Source organism: Tatumella sp. JGM91 (assembly GCF_018257575.1).
Classification (GTDB): Bacteria; Pseudomonadota; Gammaproteobacteria; order Enterobacterales; family Enterobacteriaceae; genus Tatumella; species Tatumella punctata.
Map to the genome: position 1 here is coordinate 258,062 of NZ_JAERJP010000001.1, position 23,009 is coordinate 281,070.

Below are 23,009 nucleotides of genomic sequence, written 5' to 3' on the forward strand. Positions count from 1 at the left end.
AAGGTGAGTAGCAACATTATGTCGTTTTGTTGGAAACATCCAACGAATATTCAATCCATTAACTCATACACAGGATTAGCATGCTCGATCCCAATCTGCTGCGTAATGAGCCAGACGCAGTTGCAGAAAAACTGGCACGCCGGGGATTTACTCTGGATGTTGAAATGTTACGTTCTCTGGAGGAACGTCGTAAAGTACTGCAGGTAGAAACAGAGAACCTTCAGGCTGAACGCAATTCACGATCCAAATCCATCGGTCAGGCCAAGGCGCGTGGGGAAGATATCGAGCCATTGCGTAAGGAAGTGAATGAACTGGGTGAGCGTCTGGATACAGCGAAAGCTGAGCTGGAGGCGCTTCAGACCGAAATTCGTGATTTCTGTCTGGTATTACCGAACCTGCCTGCCGAAGCTGTACCTCAGGGGAAAGATGACAGTGATAACCAGGAAGTCAGCCGCTGGGGAACACCGGCGACCTTTGATTTCACCGTCCGGGATCATGTAGACCTGGGTGAACTGGCTGGCGGGATGGATTTCGCCTCTGCAGTTAAACTTACCGGATCCCGGTTTGTGGTGATGCAAGGGCAGATTGCCCGTATGCACCGCGCATTAAGTCAGTTTATGCTGGATTTGCATACCAGCCAGCATGGATATACAGAAATGTATGTGCCTTATCTGGTTAACCATGACTCATTATATGGTACCGGTCAGTTGCCCAAATTCGGTAATGACTTGTTTCATACCCGTCCGCTTGAAGAAGAAGCTGACAGCAGCAGTTATGCATTGATTCCGACGGCAGAAGTTCCGTTAACTAATCTGGTGCGTAATGAAATCATCGATGAAGATGCGCTGCCGATTAAAATGACTGCGCATACTCCGTGTTTCCGTGCTGAAGCCGGATCTTATGGCCGCGACACCCGTGGGTTAATCCGTATGCACCAGTTCGATAAAGTTGAAATGGTGCAGATAGTGGCTCCTGAAAATTCAATGCAGGCACTGGAAGAACTGACTGGGCACGCAGAAAAAGTATTGCAATTACTGAACCTCCCTTACCGGAAAATGCTGCTCTGTACCGGTGATATGGGCTTCGGGGCCAGCAAAACTTATGACCTTGAAGTCTGGTTACCGGCACAGAATACCTATCGTGAAATTTCTTCCTGTTCCAACATGATGGACTTCCAGGCCCGCCGTATGCAGGCACGCTGCCGGAGCAAAAATGATAAAAAGACCCGTTTATTACATACCCTGAATGGGTCCGGGCTGGCTGTGGGCCGTACTCTGGTCGCGGTGCTGGAAAATTATCAGCAGGCTGATGGACGAATTCAGGTACCCGGGGTACTGCGCCCTTATATGAACAATCTGGAATTTATCGGCTAATGCCGTATTCTCTGAAAAAAACCTGCCGGTATTTAGTGGCAGGTTTTTTTTTATCTCTCCTCTTAGCCTGAACAGGACAAAGACTGCCTGGCTGATGAAGACCAACCTGTCGGGCCGGATTATTAGTTAGCAGGCGCTGTTGTCTTATTCATGTTGATAAAAACACCGGGAACTAATAACAATGTGATATTATTAGCTGCCTGACCCTGACAGGGTGTCCGGCCTGCCGTGGGAAATATTTAATTTTTATTTATCATATGGATATGCGATTAAGTGACCGGTTTATAGTTACCTATAGTCGTGATACCTTAGCGAGATAATTAATAATTATAATATATTAAGTGAGGGTAAAAAGACTGTCCTCCATATCTGAATGTTTTAACCTATCAATTACCATTCCCTGATTTTTGGTGTTTTATATCGGAATTCTCCGAAGTATAGAAACATAAAACCTTTAATCTTAACGTTTGTGGGTTTTTATGCTGTGAGTTGTTTTATTTGCAGATGTTTGTATTTAATCTATTAATGTGTAATGTCTGTCTTTTACAACATTGGATTTTTAATTGCGCGGCGTATAATGCAGCCGCGCTTATATAGCGTTGCTTTATATCAGCCGGATAAAAACTCTGCTTTTAATATCAATAATAAAAAGAGATAGATATGTTAAAGAAATCATTAGTACTTTCGTCTTTAAGTTCAGCATTACTTTTTTCTGTTATGGCTCATGCTGATACCAGTTCGGCTACAGCAAATATGAATGTGAAATTAACGGTGCAGAAGGCCTGTACTATTAGTATGGGTGATCTTGATTTTGGTACCCAGAACAGTAATGCCGGTGATGTATCCAGAACAGCAACCGGGAGCGTGACCTGTACTAAAGATACGGCTTACAATATAACTGCTGCCAGTAATAGTGGGTATAATTTGTCTGATACTAAAGGCGATAAAGTATCTTATGCTATTTATGCAGATGCCAATCACCAGACAAATCTGAGTGCCAGTGTGGCATCGACTTCCGGAACGGGGACCGGGATAGCACAGCCTGTTAATATCTACGGTGTCATCAACGGAACGTCATTGCAGACTGCCCCGGTTGGTGATTATACCGATAAAGTTACGCTGACAGTTAATTACTAAGGCTCGGCGGACCTATGACCGGGAAAATATATTTTTATAGCGCACTGATTATTTATTTTTTAATTTCTCCGCTGACTTATGCTGCCAGTTTACAGGTATACCCGGTAAATATTAATTTCTCTGTCGGCGAGAACGTTAAAGCTATTTATGTAAATAATACCGGCGTTGATCCTATCAGTGCCCAGGTCAGGGTTTATCAGTGGACTCAGAAAAACGGCAGTGATGTCCTGAGCGAGACTCATTCGTTACTGGTGAGTCCGCCGATCACGGCTATTCCGCCGGGAAAACAGCAGTTGTTAAGGGTGATATTGCCGGTGCCTCCGGCTGGCGGTGCAGAACAGGCATACCGGCTGGTTGTTGATGAGTTGCCGGGAACGTCACAGAATGGCAATCAGACCGTCAGGTTTTTGCTCCGTTATGATCTGCCGGTGTTTATTAATACGCCCGCATCTGTAATAAATCTCAGCCAGGTTGTATTTCATCTGGATACATCGGCAGTGCCTGAACGCCTGTGGATAGAAAATAACAGTTCACAGCACCTGAAATTAAGTAATGTCGTATTATCATCGGCTGGTCATCATTATCCTGTAAATAAAGGGTTGCTGGGGTATGTGTTAGCAAAGAGCACTCGTTCGTGGACATTGCCCAAAGGACATTATTCCGGTTCAACACTTACTTTCAATGTAAATGATAATGCAGAGACTCAGACCGTACCAGTTGTCAGCCCGTAAATTATCTCTGCTAAGTGCAGTGTTTTTACTGCCGGTGTCTTTCTGTGCAGTATCAGATGAAGTTCTTTATTTAACTGTCAGTGTTAATGATGCTGCGGTACCCGGATTGTTTCAGATTCGAAAAAGTGGCGATCATTTTTTTATTTCTGCACAAGATTTTAAGCAGCTGAATATCCGCACTGATAAATTAGCAACGGCAGATAATACCGTTGATATGGTTTCCGGGGGCGGGTTGTCTCTGGTTTATGATGATTTACAACAGCAGTTAAATATCCGGGCAACCGTTGACTGGCTGGCAGGGCATCAGAAGTTAACATCACAATCTAACGGACTGATCACTCGTCAGGACTTTTCCCCGCGGGTCAAAGGTATTGCCTTTGATTATAATCTTTATAGTGCAGAGCAGCCTTACAGTCAGAGCCTGAGCGCTTATACAGACTTGCGTTCTTTCGGAATAGGGCCGGGAAACTTTAGTACTTCCTTTAACAGTCGTTTTAATCATTCTGACACGGGTACCGATAACGGAACCCGGCGGCTGATGAGTGCGTGGAGTTATAATAATACCGACAAACTGCTGAGCTTAACCCTCGGAGACAGTTATACGGGCAGCCAGTCATGGACAAACAGTGTGCGTTTTGCCGGGGTCAGTCTGGCACATAATTACGCACTGCAACCGGACTTTAATACTTCAACGCAGGATATTCTTTCCGATACTGTTGCTTTACCTTCGACCGTCGATTTGTATGTTCAGGGAATAAGACAGACAACACAACATGTCGAACCGGGACAGTTCACCCTGAATACGGCTCCGGTGTTTACCGGTAATAGCTCGGCACAGGTTGTTATCACTGACATAAACGGGCAACAGCGTGTCGTAAACCTGAATATTTATGGATCCGATTTGCTGTTATCTCGCGGGCTGAATAGCTGGAGTATTAATGCCGGCTGGTTACGGAAAGACTACAGTTATCGTTCTTTCAGCTATAACCCGGGCTTAATGGTCACCGGTAACGGACGTTATGGACTCAGGGATGATCTGACGCTGGAAGCGCATACGGAGCAGGGTGAACCGTTGCAGAATGGGGGTATTGGTGCTAATTATCTGTTGTCCCCGTGGCTGGGCATTGTCCACGGAGATATTTCTGCCAGCAGACATAACCGTCTGAACGGTAAACAATGGGGAGTTGGCTGGCAGTGGTCCAACCGCCATCTCAGTTTCTCGCTGACAGATACCCGCCGTGACAGCCATTACCGTGACATGTCGGTATTAACGGAAGGTGAGCTGGCAACACGTTCAGACAATGCTTTTATCAGCTGGTCCATGGGAGCGGCGGGTACAGTAGGTGCCAGCTGGATTAACCGTCAATATGCAGGGGAGACCCGCAGTTATGCCGGTTTTTCCTGGTCAGGAACCTTCCGTCATAATATCAATATTTCCGCCAGCCTCACCCGGGCGCTGGAAATGGATCATGATAAAACACTGTATCTCAGTGTAAGCGTTCCCCTTTCAGATACTCAGTATGTCAGCGTACAGCATTCGCAGGATAGTCAGTCTGCAAACAATCAGCTGACATGGTCGAAATCGGTGATTTCGAATAAACCGGGCTGGGGGGGCGATGTATCACTACAAAACGGAAGTAATGCCACAACGCATCTGGATTATCGCCAGCGTACCGAGTGGAGTGACCTGGAATTGGGCTATAACCGCTACAGTCAGCAGAATAATTATTATGCTTCCCTGTCCGGAACCGCGGGTCTGTTCGCTAATGCATTTTATGCCACGCGACAATTGGGGGATGGTTTCGCCCTTGTGGATACCGACGGTATTGCGGGAATCCCGGTTTATCTGGAGCATCAGCCAGTCGGCAAAACCGACCGCGATGGAAAACTGTTTCTTAATAACCTGCTGCCTTATTACCGTAACAATATCAGTATCGATGTATTATCACTGCCTGATGATTTTCGTGCGCTTTACACGGAGGATAATGCTATTCCTGAAAGCGGTGGTGGTGCAATGGTGCACTTCCGAATCTATCGTGCCCGTGCATTACTGATGACGGTTAAACAGACACAGGGTAAAGCACTGCCGTTTGCTGCACCTGTCAGCGTGGTTACCGCCGCCGGACAGCAACCCGAAACGGGAACCCGCACAACGGTGGTGGGTTATGAAGGCAATATTTATCTTGAGAATCCGCCGGCGGAAGGTTTTGCCATTGTTCATTTACCCGACAGCACATGCCGGATCAGGTTGCCCGCGCAGCTGCCGGCAGGAAAAGCGATAACTACTATGGAGGCAGTATGCCAGTAACCAGGATATTCATTTTTTTACTGGTGCTGTCTGGCGGATTGTTTTTTTCGGCCAGCGCCTCCGCAGATCCCCATTGCTGGACCGGTGACGGGGCAGGGTACAACTTTGGCACCGTAACTCCCGGCCAGGCAGTGTCATCAACAGCACAGATCGGTATTACTTGTAACAGCTATGATCCGTCAACAGATTACATCCGGCTGTGCCTGAATTTTATAGATGAAAATGCACCGGTCGCCATGAACCCGAATGGTATCAGTGGTTACCCTTTGTATTTTAATGTTTATCCGTCAGACAGTCCGGAGACGGCCCTGAGTGCTAATAGTTCCGTATTTGCACAGTTTGATATGGCTGTACCCTCAGGGCAAAGTGCATCCGGCAGCTTTATACTGACTGGCCGTATTCTGGCGGGGCAGACTAAACTGACCGCAATGGATTATTATAAATATAATTTTTTCGCCTATTACAAATATGCCTTTGCTAGCAGCAGAAATCAGCTGCCTTCCTGTGCAGCGATGCCCAATACCTACTCTCAGAACAGAATTTCTGTTTCAGCGACTGCCTCAGTAAAACAAGGCTGTACGCTTGATCAGGTCAGCGATCTTGATTTTGGCCAGCATAGCCCGGCGTTATCACCGCAATTATCGGCAACGGCTATCTCGACCCTGTCAGTGACCTGCCCGGTGAACACTTCTTTCTCGGTAGCATTAGGCAACGGGCTGCATAGCCAGCAATCGGTCCGTCAGTTATGTAATACCGCAGATAACCAGTGTGTGTCTTATCAGCTTTACCAGGATGCGGCTCACAGTGTGGTCTGGAATGATACTAATACTCAGACAGTCCGTTCCGCGACCGGGAACAGTCAGAACCTTATCGTTTACGGGGTGCTGCCTGACCAGAACTGGCCGACAGCGGGCAACTATACAGATACAGTGACAGTCACCCTCCGCTATTAACTGTTTTCTGAGTGCACAACATTTCTCTGTTGTGCGCTTACTTCTTCGGTATTATTTATCACCATTCTTTATTTTTCTGATGGATTTTTAGTCACTCAGTCATCATCTCCCCCGGTTAATATGATTCCGGTCATTTAGTCTCTTACTTTCATTTGATACGGATACAGAACCCTTGTATACCTGTTGTTACAGATAGAAAAGATTGCCAGTTGTGGTTTTATTTTCATTTCGGGAAAGCATAAGCCTTACGCAGTGATTGCAAAGGAGAAGGGGTATGCGAAATCTGTGCAGTAATCGGTTATTGGCAGGCGTGCGGTTATTTTTAGCCTTGGTGTTGGCTGGTCTCGTTTTCCCTGTAACGGCGGCACTCACTGACGCTGGTATAAATATTCGTTTGCAAGTGGTTAACCGTTGCGCGATGTCTGTAGCTTCATCTGCTGATAGTCCGCAGGTAAACGTGCAATGTCCCCGTTCCGTCACCTATCTGGTGCGGGTGCATCAGCAAGCTGAAACTTACGATCATCAGCCACAATACCGCCGGGTGGAGGTCAGTTACTGATTACGGATATGTGCTCTCCTGACCTGCTGAAGATCATTCCCTGTGGCTTTAAAATACGGGATACAGGGTTTGCTGCTCTATATATAAAAAAGGATTAAACAATAAATTTATAACTCCTGAATAATCTTTCCCCGCGGTTTAAATTTCTTTTTTCAGCAAAAAATGCTCTGCTGTTTTTTGCTAATTGACTTTAAAAATAGTAGTGCCATTATTCGCCACAATTATTACTTTCTTTGTGGTTATGGCTATGTCTGCATGGTCCCGTCCTGTATTGCTTCTGCTCTCCGGTCTGCTGTTATTGACCATCGCAATTGCGGTGTTAAATACACTGGTGCCTCTCTGGCTGACCCATGACCAATTTGCTACCTGGCAGGTGGGTGTGGTGAGTTCTGCTTTTTTTACCGGCAATTTACTCGGGACGGTGATTGCAGGGAAAGTTATCACAACCCTCGGTTTTAACCGCAGCTATTATATAGCGACCGCAATTTTTGCTGTGGCGACCTGCGCTTTATTAATCGCCGGTGGTTTTACTGGCTGGACAGTATGGCGTTTTCTGGCAGGTACCGGATGTGCCCTTATCTGGGTGGTTGTTGAAAGCGCTTTGCTCTGTTCAGGGACCTTACGCAATCGTGGCCGGCTGCTGGCTGCGTATATGATTGTTTATTATATCGCCACAGTGCTGGGGCAGTTACTGGTCAGTCTGGTTTCTGATGCCGCCGGATTTATGATACCTCTGCTGGTGGTGTGCATTATGGTCGCTGTACTGCCGTTATTTTTTGCGCGGATTAACCCGCCTGAAGTCGCAGAAAATTCAGCCTCGCCGAATATCCGTGAAATGTTTTCCCGCCATTCATCACGTTTGGGTATTAACGGCTGTATTCTTTCAGGCGTTGTACTGGGCTCGCTGTATGGACTGTTACCATTATACCTGTCTCACAAAGGTATGAGCGATGCGAACGTGGGTTACTGGATGGCATTACTGGTCAGTGCGGCTATTCTCGGACAATGGCCTGTAGGCCGACTGGCCGACCGTTTTGGTCGTCTGATGGTACTGCGTGTGCAGGTCTTTATGGTGATACTGGGTGCATTAGGAATGTTAACTCAGCTGGCAATGGTGCCTGCTTTGTTTATTCTGGGATGCTCCTGTTTTACGTTGTATCCGGTGGCTATGTCCTGGGCATGTGAAAAAGTTGCGCATCATGAGCTGATTGCAATGAATCAGACCCTGTTACTCAGCTATACAGTCGGCAGTCTGGTCGGGCCGGGAATGACATCATTACTGATGGAGCATTTCACGGATAATGTGTTGTTTACCATGATTGCGGCAGTCTCGTTTGTCTATCTGCTGATGTTACTGCGTAAAGCGGATCATCAGACAACACCGGTCGCTCATGCGTAAGGCGGATACGCTTGTGTCTGAAGAAGGGGCCAGCGGCCCCTGCATATTCAGTAAATAACGTTATGGCCGTAACTGGCAATAATTGATTTTACCCGTTCCATGGTTTCTTTCGGCGGAGGACTTACTCCTTCCAGCGGATATTTTTCGCCCATTGCTGTCCATTTATGTTTACCCAGTTCATGATAGGGCAGTAATTCTATTTTTTCGATATTGTCCATTGCAGCAGTAAACTGCCCCAGCCGGTGCGCAGACTGATCATCATCTGTGTACCCGGGCACGACCACATAACGTATCCAGGTGCGTTTACCGGTTTTATGCAGATATTCTGCGAACTCCAGCATCCTGTGGTTTGAAACACCGGTCAGTTTCTGATGTATCTGATCATCCATTTGCTTCAGATCCAGCATGACAAGATCGGTGACCTCCATCAGTTCAGTGATTACATGATCATAGCGGCGGACAAACCCATTGGTGTCCAGACAGGTATCGATACCCGCCTGTTTACAGGCTCTGAACCAGTCGCGGACAAACTCAGCCTGCAAAATAGCCTCACCGCCTGACGCGGTAACCCCGCCACCGGAGGCGGCAATATAGTGTTTATAGGAAAGCAGGTCATCCATAAGTTCTTGTACGGTAACTTCCTGGCCGCCATGAGTATCCCAGGTATCACGGTTATGGCAATACAGGCAGCGTAGCAGGCAACCCTGAAAAAAAACGATAAAGCGAATACCTGGTCCGTCGACGGTACCACAGGATTCGACAGAGTGAATATGACCAGTGACTGACATGCGATGGTTCCTCCGGGGTGAGCTGCGGTAATCTCGCAGGCCGGCATTGACAGGTGTTTATAAGTTGCTGTTATATTCAGCATAAAACAGGAAGAGTAAAAAGGCTCCCGGCCGGGAGCCTTTTTAACCTGGTTAACCAGTATTAAATTGATTGAGTGAACGTACGGGTAATAACGTCCTGCTGTTGTTCTTTGGTCAGTGAATTAAAGCGAACAGCATACCCCGAAACCCTGATGGTCAGCTGTGGATATTTTTCCGGATTATCCATCGCTTCCAGCAACATCTCACGGTTCATTACATTGACATTCAGGTGCTGTCCGCCCTCGATAGCGGCTTCATGATGGAAATATCCATCCATCAGTCCTGCAAGGTTAGCTTTACGGATATCATCATCTTTACCCAGCGCGTTAGGGACAATAGAGAAGGTATAAGAAATACCATCTTTAGCGTAGGCAAAGGGCAGTTTTGCCACTGATGTCAGGGAAGCGACAGCACCTTTCTGGTCACGTCCATGCATCGGGTTCGCGCCGGGACCGAATGGTGCTCCGGCACGGCGGCCATCAGGAGTATTACCTGTTTTTTTACCGTAAACCACATTTGAGGTGATGGTCAGTACTGACTGGGTCGGAACCGCGTTACGGTAAGTTTTCAGTTTCTGAATTTTTTTCATAAAACGTTCAACTAAATCGCAGGCCAGTTCATCGACCCGTGCATCATTATTCCCGAATTGCGGATACTCACCTTCGATTTCGAAATCAATAGCCAGGCCATTTTCGTCACGAACCGGTTTAACTTTGGCATATTTAATTGCAGAAAGGGAGTCAGCCGCGACTGACAGTCCTGCGATACCACATGCCATAGTGCGGTAAACATCACGGTCATGCAGAGCCATTAAAGCAGCTTCATAGCTGTATTTATCGTGCATATAGTGAATGACGTTCAGCGCTGTGACGTACTGGGTTGCCAGCCAGTCCATAAAATGATCCATACGGGCCATCACAGTATCGAAGTCGAGGATCTCATCGGTAATCGGGGCCTCTTTGGGGCCGACCTGAATTTTCAGTTTTTCATCCATCCCGCCGTTAATCGCGTACAGCATGGTTTTCGCCAGGTTAGCGCGGGCACCAAAGAACTGCATCTGTTTGCCGACGATCATCGGGCTGACACAACAGGCAATGGCATAGTCATCACTGTTAAAGTCAGGCCGCATCAGGTCATCATTTTCATACTGGATAGATGACGTATCGATGGACACTTTAGCCGCATATTTTTTGAAATTCAGTGGTAATTGTTCTGACCACAGAATAGTCATATTCGGTTCAGGTGAAGGCCCCATGGTATAGAGGGTATTGAGGAAGCGGAATGTACTTTTAGTGACCAGCGTCCGGCCATCCAGTCCCATACCTGCCAGTGACTCGGTTGCCCAGATCGGGTCGCCGGAGAACAGTTCATCGTATTCCGGGGTACGCAGGAACCGAACCATCCGCAGTTTCATCACCAGGTGGTCAATCAGCTCTTGTGCTTCATCTTCGCTCAGAATGCCCGCCTGCAGGTCTCGTTCAATATAGATATCCAGGAAGGTTGAAACACGGCCGAATGACATAGCCGCACCATTCTGTGATTTTACGGCAGCCAGATAACCGAAATAAGTCCATTGCACAGCTTCACGGGCATTCGTCGCCGGAGAGGCGATATCCAGACCATAACGGCTGGCCATTTCTTTCATATCTTTCAGAGCCTGATACTGGTCTGAAATTTCTTCGCGCAGACGAATAGTTTCTTCGAGAGCATTACCCTGTTCGAGGTCACTTTGCAGTGAGCCAAACTGGGCCAGTTTATCTTTCATCAGTGCATCAATACCGTAGAGTGCAACACGGCGATAATCACCGATAATACGGCCGCGACCATAGGCATCCGGCAGGCCGGTCAGAATTCCGGACTTACGGCAACGCATAATATCCGGTGTGTAGACATCGAACACACCCTGGTTATGTGTTTTACGGTATTCAGTAAATATTTTTTTCAGTGTCGGATCGAGTTCACGGCCATATACCTGACAGGAGCCTTCAACCATACGGATACCACCGTAGGGAATAATGGCACGTTTCAGGGGCGCTTCCGTTTGCAGACCGACAATTTTTTCCAGTGACTTGTTGATATAGCCTGCGTCGTGGGAAGTAATTGTTGAAGCCAGATCCGTATCAAAATCGACCGGTGCATGGGTCCGGTTTTCGATTTTAATACCTTCCATAACCTTATCCCACAATGTGGTTGTGGCATCTGTTGCGTTGCTGAGGAAGGCTTCATCGCCTTCATAAGGTGTATAGTTTTTCTGAATAAAATCGCGGACGTTAACGCTGGTTTGCCATTCACCGGCTGCAAACCCCTGCCACGCCTGGTTCATTTTTTCATTAAGTTCAGTCATGAGATACCTGCCTTGTTAAGTTGAATTCAGCGTACGGGCAGCGGTACGTGACCTGCCGGTACAAAATCTATGTTCAGTGTAGTATTGATAAATTAGTTTTCACTATTATCTTTACGCAAGTAAATAATCCAGTACGTGAGCCCTACTAATAAACCGCCACCAATAATATTCCCCAGAGTAACGGGAATAAGATTATCGGTAATAAATTGCCAGGGAGTCAGTGTGGAAAATTGTCCGGCTGTGGTACTGGTCAGTTGCCAGAAATCAGCAGAAGCAAAATCTTTAATGACAATAGCCATCGGAATCATAAACATATTGGCAATACTGTGTTCAAACCCGCTGGAAACAAACATAGTCACCGGCAGGATCATGGCAAGGGTTTTATCTGTCAGTGAACGACCGGAATAGCTCATCCATACGGCCAGACAAACCAGTAAGTTGGCCAGAATTCCCAGGGCAACGGCTTCGACAAATGTATGGTGCATTTTATGATCGGCTGTCTGCAGTACATTGAGGCCCCATAATCCATTAGCCACCAGATGTTCACCAGATAACCAAATCAGCGCCACAAACAGTAACGCGCCAAACAGGTTTCCGAAATAGACGATAATCCAGTGGCGCGTGAGCTGAGCCCAGCTGATACGCCCACTGGCTTTGGCAACCACAATAAGAACGGTTGAAGTGAATAAATCAGCACCACAGACGACCACCAGAATCAACCCGAGAGAGAAACAGAGTCCGCCAATCAGTCGCGAAATACCATAAGGTAATTCGCTGCTACCGGTAGTGACGGTAATATAAAAAGTGAAGGCGATGGAGATAAAAACACCTGCATTAATTGCCAGGAAAAAGGTGGTTAATGGTGGTTTTGATGCCTTATAGACACCTGCTTCTTCGGCAACTTTTGCCATTGCTGCCGGCATTAACAGATCAAAAGGATTGTCCGTTTTCACACAAATCCCCTCAGAGTTTTCGCTGTGCCCAGAGTATCAAATGGCCTGTTTGTGAGAATTGACCTGGATCACTTTTAACCGTTGCTGGTCTGCTAAAACTGTCTTTTTCGGTCAGTGATATATCATAATGCATTGAAAATAAAGGTTAAAATTTATTTTAATAACTATTTTATTTTTTGATTAACCGGGTGTTGTCGCCAGATGATTAAACAATAAAGACTAAAAATGGCATGATTATGCGCCGGGAGAGGGAGCTACAGCTAAATATAAACAGACGGGGCAAAAAAACAGCGCCGGTCGAAGGCGCTGTAAATATTTTTTTAACAAAGAATCGGCGGAGACTTAATTTTCTGACCAGTACTGACGTTTTGCGGCCTGAAGTTTCTCATAAGCCGCCAGTAAAGACTGATGGGCAGGGAAAGCAGTCAGAGACAAGTCAACTTTCTGCAGCCCATAAAAAGGTTCTTCGCCACTGATTGCCGCAGACGCAGCTTCTACCGCATCGCTGCCGTACATACGGTTAAAGGCGGTCAGATATTCGCCGGGGGTCCGCTCATCTTCCAGTGACAGCAACAGTAATGTCTGCAGGCAGCGGTAGTAATTAGCCTGTTCGGCACTGAAGACTGAATTGTTAAATTCAATGGTCCACTCGGTCCAGATCAATGCCTGGTCGAGATCGCCTCCGGCAAGTGCCAGCATAGCTTTAAGTTCACCGACGCGCAGGGTTGACCAGCCATTATCTTTGCCCGTCGCCAGACCCAGCAGTTCGCGTACCCGGGTAAAATCGTCCAGGCCTTCGTCATCCATCTGCGTAATCAGTTCAAGGTAGTCCTGAGGTTGCCATTCGCTGCCCGGTAAACTAAGGAAAGTTTCACGGAAACCGGATCCCATATTGTTGTTAGCCAGCAATAAATCTTCGGCCGGATAAATATCAGACATGCCGGGAACAATAATCCGGCAGGCATATACGCCCAGATGTTCATAGTCGGCAATATACACTTCTTTATTTTCGGCACGGAAAATATTCATCAGTGTCGAAAATTCCTGTTCGGTGGTACCGGAAAAGGACCAGTCAGCGAACGGATAATCAGGAGTATCTTTGAACATATCCCAGGAGATCAGGCCGCTGGAATCGATAAAATGTGTTTCCAGGTTAGTGTGTTCTGCGACTTCTTCATCATCAAAGGTTGGCGGAGTAAACACATCCAGATCTTTCAGGCTGCGGCCCTGTAATAGTTCCGTAACGGTGCGTTCCAGCGCGACGCCGAAATCAGGATGGGCGCCGAAAGAAGCAAAACAGGTACCATTTTCCGGATTAAATAACACCACACAGATCACCGGATACTGGCCGCCCAGCGAGGCGTCGTAGGCAAAAATCGGGAAACCTTCGGCTTCCAGTTGTGCAATAGCTTCGATAACCGCCGGATAACGGGCCATGACTGTCTGTGGAATTTCCGGCAGGCTGATTGATTCAGCGATAATACGGTTTTTAATGTAACGCTCAAAGACTTCCGAAAGACCCTGAACCCGTGCCTCACTGGCGGTATTACCGGCTGACATACCATTGGATACATATAAATTACCGATAATATTCATCGGAATATAGACGGTCTGCTTGTCTGACTGACGGATAAACGGCAGTGCGCAGATTCCCCGGTCATCGTTACCTGACTGCAGATCAACCAGCAGGCTGGCACCGAGGACATTGTCCGGGTCATAGAACTTACGCAGTGCAGGGTCCAGCAGTCCTTCCGGTAAATCGTCGTCTTCAGTCAGCGGGAACCATTTCTCATTCGGATAATGGACAAAGTCACCGCCAGCGACCGTTTCACCCAGCCAGAAATCGGCAAAGAAATAGTTCGTTGATAACCGTTCAAAATATTCACCTAACGCAGAAGCCAGGGCGGCTTTTTTGCTGGCACCTTTGCCATTGGTAAAACACAGAGGACAGTCACGATCGCGGATATGGACTGACCAGACATTCGGAACCGGATTCAGCCATGAAGCTTCTTCAATAGTAAACCCTAAAGACTGTAGCTTATGCTGAAACCGTGAAATAGAGTCTTCTAAAGCGGCATCTTTGCCTGGTATAAATGTTTGCGTCATAGTGCCGCGTTCTCCCGGGGAGTGATAAACAGATGTGTTGGGGTAATGATACGGAATTTATACGATGACCGCTATCAGCCGACAGTAAAATCTCCCCGTTATAACTCCGTTACCCGGAGCCGAAATAAGCCGTTGTCCGGAAAAAAATAAACATCAGGGTCAGGGGATTAACCGGAGAGTCATAAAAATCGTCCTGCAGACCGATTAATTATTGCAGCGTTTTTCAGGCAGTGATACAACCGACAGGTATCTGATAATCGTTTCGATGTAACCATGGTGAGTATAAATGACGCAGGTGTATAATTTTAGTTCTGGCCCGGCAATGTTGCCAGCAGAAGTACTTCGTCGTGCACAGCAGGATCTGGTTAACTGGCAGGGTCTGGGCACTTCAGTAATGGAAATCAGCCATCGCAGCAAAGAATTTATCAGCGTTGCTGAAACGGCAGAGCAGGACTTCCGGGATTTATTAAAAATCCCGTCCAATTATAAAGTATTGTTCTGCCACGGTGGTGGCCGTGGTCAGTTTGCGGCAGTACCCGGTAATTTACTGAATGGTGCCAGCCAGGCTGACTATATTGATGGTGGTTACTGGGGGCACAGTGCGGTTAAAGAAGCCGCTAAATTTTGTACCCCGAATATTATTGATATTAAAGTCACTGAAGAAGGTAAAACTGCGTTATTACCCATGAGCCAATGGCAGCTGAATGATAACGCTGCTTATGTGCATTACTGCCCGAATGAAACCATCGATGGTACCGCGATTGATGAGCAGCCGGATTTCGGCGATAAAATAGTGGTCGCTGATTTCTCCTCCACCATTTTATCCCGTGAGATCGATGTCAGCCGCTACGGGGTGATTTATGCCGGCGCCCAGAAAAATATCGGTCCTGCCGGGCTGACACTGGTTATTGTCCGTGAAGACCTGCTGGGTAAAGCCCGTAAGGATCTGCCTTCTGTCTTCGATTACTCGGTGCTGGCAGAAAATAACTCAATGTTTAACACCCCGCCAACTTTTGCCTGGTATCTGTCCGGACTGGTATTCCAGTGGCTGAAAGAGCAGGGCGGCGTCGCGGCAATGGATAAAGTCAACCAGGCGAAGGGCGATCTTCTTTACAGCACCATTGATCACAGTGATTTCTATCGTAATAATGTTGCAGACAGCAACCGCTCGCGGATGAATATCCCTTTCCAGCTGGCAGATTCCGCGCTGGATAAGCTGTTTCTGGACGAGTCTGTCAGCCACGGACTGCATGCTCTCAAAGGGCACCGGGTGGTTGGCGGAATGCGGGCTTCTATTTACAATGCCATGCCGCTGGCGGGTGTGAAAGCACTGACTGAGTTTATGCTCGATTTTGAACGCCGCCATGGCTAAGCCAGTGGTGATTTACTGGCCTTTTTGTTTACCCCGCCAGTGGCGGGGTTTTGATCTTTTATAAAGAGTGACTTTTGACATGCCGGATTCTCTGACCTTACAACCTGTAGCCCGTATTGACGGTACGGTAAATTTACCCGGCTCGAAAAGTGTGTCAAACCGCGCGCTATTGTTAGCTGCAATTTCCAAAGGAACGACCCGCCTGACGAATCTGCTGGACAGTGATGACATTAAGCACATGCTTAATGGACTGAGCTTGCTGGGGATTGAATATACATTATCTGCAGATCGTACCGAATGTGTTGTCACCGGGATCGGTGGCCCGTTACATGCCGCAGCTCCTGTTGAGTTATTCCTCGGGAATGCGGGAACGGCGATGCGTCCGCTGGCGGCGGCCTTAAGCCTGGCGGGTAAAGATATTATCCTGACCGGCGAACCACGAATGAAAGAACGTCCCATCGGTCACCTGGTTGATGCTCTGCGTCAGGGGGGGGCTGATATCAGCTATCTGGAAAATGAAAACTACCCGCCATTACGCCTGAACGGCGGGTTCAATGGAGGCGAAATCAGTGTCGATGGCAGTGTGTCAAGCCAGTTTCTGACTGCGTTGCTGATGACTGCGCCTTTAGCCAGTGAACAGACAACCATTACCATTACCGGTGAACTGGTTTCAAAGCCATATATTGATATCACGCTGAATCTGATGAAATGTTTTGGTGTCAGGGTTGAAAACCAGCAATACCAGCGTTTTGTTATTCAGGGCGGGCAGCAGTATCAGTCTCCCGGCGAATATCTGGTTGAAGGGGATGCCTCATCGGCTTCTTATTTTCTGGCTGCTGCGGCAATTAAAGGCGGTACTGTCCGTGTCACCGGTATTGGCCGCAACAGTATACAGGGCGATATTCGCTTTGCTGATGTGCTGGAAAAAATGGGGGCAGTGATTGAATGGGGGGATAATTATATTTCCTGTACCCGTGGCGCACTGAAGGCGATAGAGATGGATATGAACCACATCCCTGATGCGGCGATGACTATTGCCACCACTGCCTTGTTTGCGGAAGGTACTACCCTGATGACGAATATCTACAACTGGCGGGTAAAAGAAACCGACCGGCTTGCGGCCATGGCAGCTGAATTACGTAAGGTCGGGGCAACAGTTGAAGAGGGGTATGATTTTATTCGTATTACGCCGCCTGCTACCCTGAAACATGCAGACATTGAAACCTATAATGATCATCGTATTGCGATGTGTTTCTCTCTGGTTGCATTGTCGGATACCCCGGTCACTATTCTCGACCCCGGATGTACAGCAAAAACTTTCCCTGATTATTTCCACCAGCTGGCTGCTGTCAGTCATTAATTATCAGTGGACTTTCTCTGTTCTGGTCTGTATTTAGTCCGGTTGCGCCGGGTTTATCTCACCCGGTGGTTGCCGTCTTAGCTGAAAACTCTGTTTTTTTGCCCCTGTGGCGGAATAAGTCACTGCGACTTCCGTTCGCCACAGGTATACTTAAGGCAAACGGTGTATTTATATGCTGAGAAATCCAGATCAGCGATAAAGGAGATTATAATGACAACGGTCCCGGTGATGACGATTGATGGCCCGAGTGGGGCCGGGAAAGGCACGCTGTGTAAAGCGATTGCTGAGAAACTGCAATGGCATTTACTGGACTCCGGCGCGATTTATCGGGTGCTGGCCCTGGCGGCGTTACATCATCGCGTGGATATCAGCTCGGAAGAAGCGCTGGTTCCGATTGCAGCGCATCTTGATGTGCGTTTTCTCTCCGTTGACGGTGAGCTGCAGGTTATTCTGGAAGGTGAAGAGGTGACCAGCGAAATCCGTACCCAGGATGTCAGTAATACGGCGTCTAAAGTCGCAGCGTTCCCGCGGGTGCGGGAAGCTCTTTTACGGCGGCAGCGGGCTTTTAAAGAAGCGCCGGGGCTGATTGCTGATGGCCGTGACATGGGAACGGTCGTGTTTCCTGAAGCCGCAGTGAAGATTTTCCTCGATGCCAGCGCCGAAGAAAGAGCAGAACGGCGTATGCTACAGTTGCAGGAAAAGGGCTTTAGTGTTAACTTTGAGCGCCTTTTATCTGAGATAAAAGAACGGGACGACCGTGATCGTAACCGTGCCGTGGCTCCGCTGGTGCCTGCGGCGGATGCATTGGTTATTGATTCTACTGGCATGACTATTGAGCAAGTGATTGAAAAAACACTTGAATATGCCAGGTCACGGTTGAAAGATCTCGTTTGAGTTCTGGCCAGCGCGCCGACAGAATGCTTTACCCCCGTACCACGGATGGTGCGGGGTATGTGAAACAACCCCATCCGACAATGATGTCAGATGGACGTTAAATTGAAGAATCCTGAAGATTATCAATATGACTGAATCTTTTGCTCAACTCTTTGAAGAGTCCCTGAAAGAAATCGAAACCCGTCCGGGTTCCATTGTTCGTGGTGTTGTTGTTGCTATCGACAAAGACATCGTTCTGGTTGATGCGGGTCTGAAATCTGAATCTGCAATTCCTGCAGAGCAGTTCAAAAACGCAGCTGGCGAACTGGAAATCCAGGTAGGCGACGAAGTTGACGTAGCCCTGGATGCTGTAGAAGACGGCTTCGGTGAAACGCTGCTGTCCCGTGAAAAAGCTAAACGTCACGAAGCTTGGATCACGCTGGAAAAAGCGTATGAAGAAGCTGAAACTGTTACCGGTATTATCAACGGCAAAGTCAAGGGCGGCTTCACTGTTGAGCTGAACGGTATTCGTGCGTTCCTGCCAGGTTCACTGGTAGATGTGCGTCCGGTTCGTGATACTCTGCACCTGGAAGGCAAAGAGCTTGAATTCAAAGTAATCAAGCTTGATCAGAAACGTAACAACGTGGTGGTTTCCCGCCGTGCGGTTATCGAATCTGAGAACAGTGCTGAACGTGATCAACTGCTGGAAAACCTGCAGGAAGGCATGGAAGTTAAAGGTATCGTTAAGAACCTGACTGACTACGGTGCATTCGTTGATCTGGGTGGTGTTGACGGCCTGCTGCATATCACTGATATGGCGTGGAAACGTGTTAAACATCCAAGCGAAATTGTCAACGTTGGCGACGAAATCACTGTTAAAGTGCTGAAGTTCGACCGCGAGCGTACCCGTGTATCTCTGGGCCTGAAACAGCTGGGCGAAGATCCTTGGGTTGCTATCGCTAAGCGTTACCCTGAGAGTACCCGTCTGACGGGGCGCGTGACCAACCTGACTGATTACGGCTGCTTCGTAGAAATCGAAGAAGGCGTTGAAGGTCTGGTACACGTTTCTGAAATGGACTGGACTAACAAAAACATTCACCCATCTAAAGTTGTTAACGTGGGTGATGTTGTTGAAGTTATGGTTCTGGACATCGACGAAGAACGTCGTCGTATCTCCCTGGGTCTGAAGCAGTGTAAATCTAACCCATGGCAGCAGTTCGCAGAAACTCACAACAAAGGCGATCGCGTTGAAGGTAAAATCAAGTCAATCACTGACTTTGGTATCTTCATCGGCCTGGACGGTGGTATCGACGGTCTGGTTCACCTGTCAGACATCTCCTGGAACGCGACCGGCGAAGAAGCCGTGCGTGAGTACAAGAAAGGCGACGAAATCGCCGCTGTTGTACTGCAGGTCGATGCAGAACGTGAGCGTATCTCTTTAGGCGTTAAGCAACTGGCTGAAGATCCTTTCAACAACTACATCACCCTGAACAAGAAAGGCGTGATCGTGACTGGTAAAGTTACGGCAGTTGATGCGAAAGGTGCTACAGTTGAGTTAGCTGACGGCGTTGAAGGTTACCTGCGCGCTTCTGAAGCTTCACGTGACCGCGTTGAAGATGCAACTCTGGTTCTGAATGTCGGCGACGAAGTTGAAGCTAAATTCACCGGTGTTGATCGTAAAAACCGTGTTGTAAGCCTGTCTGTTCGTGCAAAAGACGAAGCTGACGAGAAAGATGCAATCGCAACTGTTAACAACAAACAGTCTGACGAAAGCAACTTCTCTAACGCAATGGCTGAAGCTTTCAAAGCAGCATCTAAAGGCGAGTAATCTGCCTGAAATGACGGACAACAACCCGCGGTTGTTGTCCGCTCAGGTCAGCTGTCAAATGTTCCATAAAGGAATTAACCGGAGGATTCATGACTAAGTCAGAGTTGATCGAACGCCTTGCCAGCCAGCAAACACATATTCCGGCTAAGGCTGTTGAAGATGCTGTAAAAGAGATGCTTGAACATATGGCATCGACCCTGGCACAGGGTGAGCGTATCGAAATCCGGGGATTCGGCAGTTTCTCTCTGCACTATCGTGCTCCCCGTACTGGCCGTAACCCGAAAACGGGTGACAAAGTGGAACTGGAAGGTAAATACGTTCCCCACTTTAAACCAGGAAAAGAGCTACGAGATCGTGCAAACATTAGTGAATAATGTCTGAGCCTGAACTCATTGGATGCTAAAAACGGTACCTCAGGGTACCGTTTTTTTTGCCCGTAACAGTGTACGACCCGCGCCGCTGAATCTCCTCCCTCTCATCACCTACTTGTTTTCACCTTGCGTCTTTTGTCGCAATTATTCATCCCCCGTGTATCAGTAACAAAATCAAACGATGATTATTTTCTCCTGATAAACGGGAGACACTTGTGAACCTGATTATTTTTGCCTGGATAACCACCGTCAGCCTGATACCGCTGCTGTTTTTGCCCGTATTACCGGCACCGCCAGTACTGGTCCTTATTGCCGTCATTGCTCTGATCATACTACAGGCTGATAACGCCTGGTTATGGGCTATCGCCTGGTCTGGCCTGATATTCAGCTGGGGCGTGCTGGTGGCGTCTCAGCAATTACGTGAAGTGGAACAACTGACTCGCCGTCCGCTGAATGCGGTGGTCACAGTCGCAGCAACCGAAATCGGCCGCAAACGGATCCGGGTACAGATACATCAGGCGGAAGGGCGACTGCGTTTCCCGGCACTCTCTGCCTGGCTGACCGCAGGTGATACAGTGACTGAGTTTTGCCCGGGACAACGCTGGGAGATGCGTCTCAGGCTGCGGCCAGTGCATAGTCAGTTAAATGAAGGGGGATATGATCAGCAACGTTATGCGCTGGCAAATTACTGGCCGTTACAGGGAAAAGTACTGGCTAAAAAACCGCAGAATCTGAGTTGCAGCCTGAGATCCCGGGTGATTAACCAGGCCAGAGAAGATATGTCATCAGTAGCCAGTCAGGGGGTACTTCAGGCGCTTTTATTTGGCCTGCGTGACAATATCCCTCAGCGAACTAATCAGTTGTTCCGCGAAACAGGGGTGGCGCATCTGATGGCGATTTCCGGCATGCATATTGGTCTGGCGGGTAGCTTTGGCTGGTGGCTGGCCCGCAGTATGCAGAAATGGCTATCGGAGCGTTATATCAGCCCGCAATTTCCACAGGTGGCAGGGTGGCTATTAGCGGCACTCTATACCTGGATCTCCGGAGGTCTGGCACCGGCATTACGGGCGATGCTGGCCCTTACACTGTGGATGTTTATCCGGAATTACCGTTTCAATCTGAATAGCTGGCAGGTGTGGATCAGTTGTGCGGCAGGCTTACTGATCAGCGATCCTGTACTGATCCTTTCCGACAGTTTCTGGCTATCTATGCTGGCGGTATTGATGCTGCTGATCTGGTATCGGTGGTTTTCTTTACCCCGCTATCTTTCGCGTCCAGTCCGCTGGTTCTGGTTACGGTTATTGCATTTACAACTGGGAATGATGCTATTAATGCTGCCCTTGCAGGCACTGTTATTCAACGGAGTCAGTCTGGCTGCGTTACCGGCCAATATGATTGCTATTCCTGTCGTGTCATTACTGACATTACCCCTGGCAGGCATAGCGCTTCTGCTGACACCCACAGGGCTCTCTCCTGTATTCTGGATGCTGGCAGACAAATCCGTGGTGCTGATGGTCACGGTACTTGAAGCGCAACCTGCCAGCTGGTTTCCGGTCAGCGATTTCTTTTTGTGGGCGACCATTGCCTGGGGAGGGCTGCTATTTTTTCGTGCCGGCTTTGGCCGGTATTTTTCCGGCTCAGGCGGCGCTGTATTACTGAGTTGTTTATTATGGCGTTATTCTTCCGCGGGGGAGCAATGGCGTGCAGATATGCTGGATGTCGGACATGGTCTGGCGATAGTGATCAGTCAGGGGAAAGAGGCAGTTATTTATGACACCGGCAATCGCTGGCAGCAAGGGGATACCGGACAGAGAATTATTATCCCCTGGTTACAGCAGCGACAGTTAATGCCGCAGGAGGTGATTATCAGCCACCGCCATCTCGATCATTATGGCGGTCAGGGGAGTATCAGCAACCGCTGGCCCGCTATACCGCTGCGCACTGCGCTGGCCCGGCCCGCAGATTTATCCTGTTTTCGTGGTGAGCAATGGCAGTGGAAAAAGCTGACGTTTAGTGTGCTGTGGCCCCCGCAGAGCAGTGTCAGCGGTCAGAATGACGACTCCTGTGTGATCAGAGTCAGTGATGGTAAGTTTAGTTTATTGCTGACGGGTGACCTCGAACGGCGCGCGGAGCGCGAACTTGTCAGGCTGGAAAAGGAACAGTTACGCTCTACATTTATCCAGGTGCCTCATCACGGCAGTAATACTTCGTCTGCCCCGGTATTATTACGGCGGGTCAATGGTCAGCTGGCAATGGCCTCGCTGGCCCGTTATAACAACTGGAAGATGCCATCCCCAGCGGTGATCAAACGCTATCGTGATGCGGGGTTTCGCTGGCTTGATACTGCTGTCTCGGGACAAATTTCCCTGCGTATTTATAAGGACAGTTATCAGGTTTTAGAAATGCGCGAACAAATTTCCCGGCGCTGGTATCATCAGTGGTTTGGCGTAAAAGCCGAATCCAGGTAGAATAA

The 23,009-nt window shown here is 48.3% G+C and carries 17 protein-coding genes; 13 read left to right on the plus strand and 4 right to left on the minus strand.

Annotation, left to right across the window (positions count from 1 at the left end; all coding sequences use genetic code 11):
* The first annotated feature begins 80 nt into the window (after window positions 1-80).
* From serS to JK198_RS01320, 7 genes are all read left to right on the plus strand, one after another.
* Window positions 81-1,373 carry a serine--tRNA ligase gene (serS, locus tag JK198_RS01290; protein WP_212706708.1) on the plus strand — a complete coding sequence of 431 codons (1,293 nt, stop codon included), beginning with the start codon at window positions 81-83 and terminating at the stop codon, window positions 1,371-1,373.
* Between the two features lie 660 nt (window positions 1,374-2,033).
* Entirely contained in the window at window positions 2,034-2,510 is a 477-nt protein-coding gene (locus tag JK198_RS01295; RefSeq protein WP_212706707.1) for a spore coat U domain-containing protein, read from the plus strand.
* A gap of 14 nt (window positions 2,511-2,524) precedes the next feature.
* On the plus strand, window positions 2,525-3,241 hold the full coding sequence (locus tag JK198_RS01300; RefSeq protein ID WP_212706706.1) for a fimbria/pilus periplasmic chaperone: 717 nt from the start codon (window positions 2,525-2,527) through the stop codon (window positions 3,239-3,241).
* Window positions 3,204-5,549 (plus strand): fimbria/pilus outer membrane usher protein, encoded by a 2,346-nt coding sequence (locus tag JK198_RS01305; protein ID WP_212706705.1) that lies wholly within the window; start codon window positions 3,204-3,206, stop codon window positions 5,547-5,549. Before JK198_RS01300 ends, JK198_RS01305 begins: the two co-directional genes overlap by 38 nt.
* The gene (locus JK198_RS01310; protein ID WP_212706704.1) at window positions 5,540-6,502 is read left to right on the plus strand and encodes a spore coat U domain-containing protein; all 963 of its coding nucleotides are present in this window, start codon (window positions 5,540-5,542) and stop codon (window positions 6,500-6,502) included. Before JK198_RS01305 ends, JK198_RS01310 begins: the two co-directional genes overlap by 10 nt.
* A 274-nt stretch (window positions 6,503-6,776) precedes the next feature.
* Window positions 6,777-7,061: a hypothetical protein gene (locus JK198_RS01315; RefSeq protein ID WP_212706703.1), complete on the plus strand. Its 285-nt coding sequence runs from the start codon at window positions 6,777-6,779 to the stop codon at window positions 7,059-7,061.
* Window positions 7,062-7,308: 247 nt separating this feature from the next.
* Window positions 7,309-8,460, plus strand: coding sequence for an MFS transporter (locus JK198_RS01320; RefSeq protein ID WP_212706702.1), 1,152 nt, complete (start codon window positions 7,309-7,311; stop codon window positions 8,458-8,460).
* 47 nt (window positions 8,461-8,507) lie between these two features.
* On the opposite strand, the gene pflA is transcribed toward JK198_RS01320, so the two are convergent.
* The 4 genes from pflA to ycaO form a co-directional block, all read right to left on the minus strand.
* Window positions 8,508-9,248, minus strand: a complete 741-nt coding sequence (pflA, locus tag JK198_RS01325) for a pyruvate formate lyase 1-activating protein (RefSeq protein WP_212706701.1) — start codon at window positions 9,246-9,248, stop codon at window positions 8,508-8,510.
* A gap of 142 nt (window positions 9,249-9,390) precedes the next feature.
* Window positions 9,391-11,673, minus strand: coding sequence for a formate C-acetyltransferase (gene pflB / locus JK198_RS01330; protein ID WP_212706700.1), 2,283 nt, complete (start codon window positions 11,671-11,673; stop codon window positions 9,391-9,393).
* 92 nt (window positions 11,674-11,765) lie between these two features.
* Complete coding sequence (focA, locus tag JK198_RS01335; RefSeq protein WP_212706699.1) at window positions 11,766-12,626, minus strand: formate transporter FocA; 861 nt, start codon at window positions 12,624-12,626, stop codon at window positions 11,766-11,768.
* A gap of 342 nt (window positions 12,627-12,968) precedes the next feature.
* Window positions 12,969-14,732: a 30S ribosomal protein S12 methylthiotransferase accessory factor YcaO gene (gene ycaO / locus JK198_RS01340; protein WP_212709915.1), complete on the minus strand. Its 1,764-nt coding sequence runs from the start codon at window positions 14,730-14,732 to the stop codon at window positions 12,969-12,971.
* 286 nt (window positions 14,733-15,018) lie between these two features.
* Between ycaO and serC the strand changes: the two genes are divergently transcribed.
* The 6 genes from serC to JK198_RS01370 all read left to right on the plus strand — a co-directional run bounded on the left by serC (window position 15,019) and on the right by JK198_RS01370 (window position 23,004).
* On the plus strand, window positions 15,019-16,104 hold the full coding sequence (gene serC / locus JK198_RS01345) for a 3-phosphoserine/phosphohydroxythreonine transaminase (RefSeq protein WP_212709916.1): 1,086 nt from the start codon (window positions 15,019-15,021) through the stop codon (window positions 16,102-16,104).
* A 79-nt stretch (window positions 16,105-16,183) separates the two neighbouring features.
* Window positions 16,184-17,464, plus strand: a complete 1,281-nt coding sequence (gene aroA, locus JK198_RS01350) for a 3-phosphoshikimate 1-carboxyvinyltransferase (protein ID WP_212709917.1) — start codon at window positions 16,184-16,186, stop codon at window positions 17,462-17,464.
* Window positions 17,465-17,674: 210 nt separating this feature from the next.
* Window positions 17,675-18,358 (plus strand): (d)CMP kinase, encoded by a 684-nt coding sequence (gene cmk / locus JK198_RS01355; protein WP_212706695.1) that lies wholly within the window; start codon window positions 17,675-17,677, stop codon window positions 18,356-18,358.
* Window positions 18,359-18,485: 127 nt separating this feature from the next.
* Window positions 18,486-20,165: a 30S ribosomal protein S1 gene (gene rpsA, locus JK198_RS01360; RefSeq protein WP_212706694.1), complete on the plus strand. Its 1,680-nt coding sequence runs from the start codon at window positions 18,486-18,488 to the stop codon at window positions 20,163-20,165.
* Between the two features lie 89 nt (window positions 20,166-20,254).
* Window positions 20,255-20,539, plus strand: coding sequence for an integration host factor subunit beta (ihfB, locus tag JK198_RS01365; RefSeq protein ID WP_038019815.1), 285 nt, complete (start codon window positions 20,255-20,257; stop codon window positions 20,537-20,539).
* A gap of 212 nt (window positions 20,540-20,751) precedes the next feature.
* A complete protein-coding gene (locus tag JK198_RS01370) occupies window positions 20,752-23,004 on the plus strand; it encodes a DNA internalization-related competence protein ComEC/Rec2 (protein WP_212709918.1) in 2,253 nt (750 codons plus the stop codon).
* The last annotated feature ends 5 nt before the right edge of the window (window positions 23,005-23,009 follow it).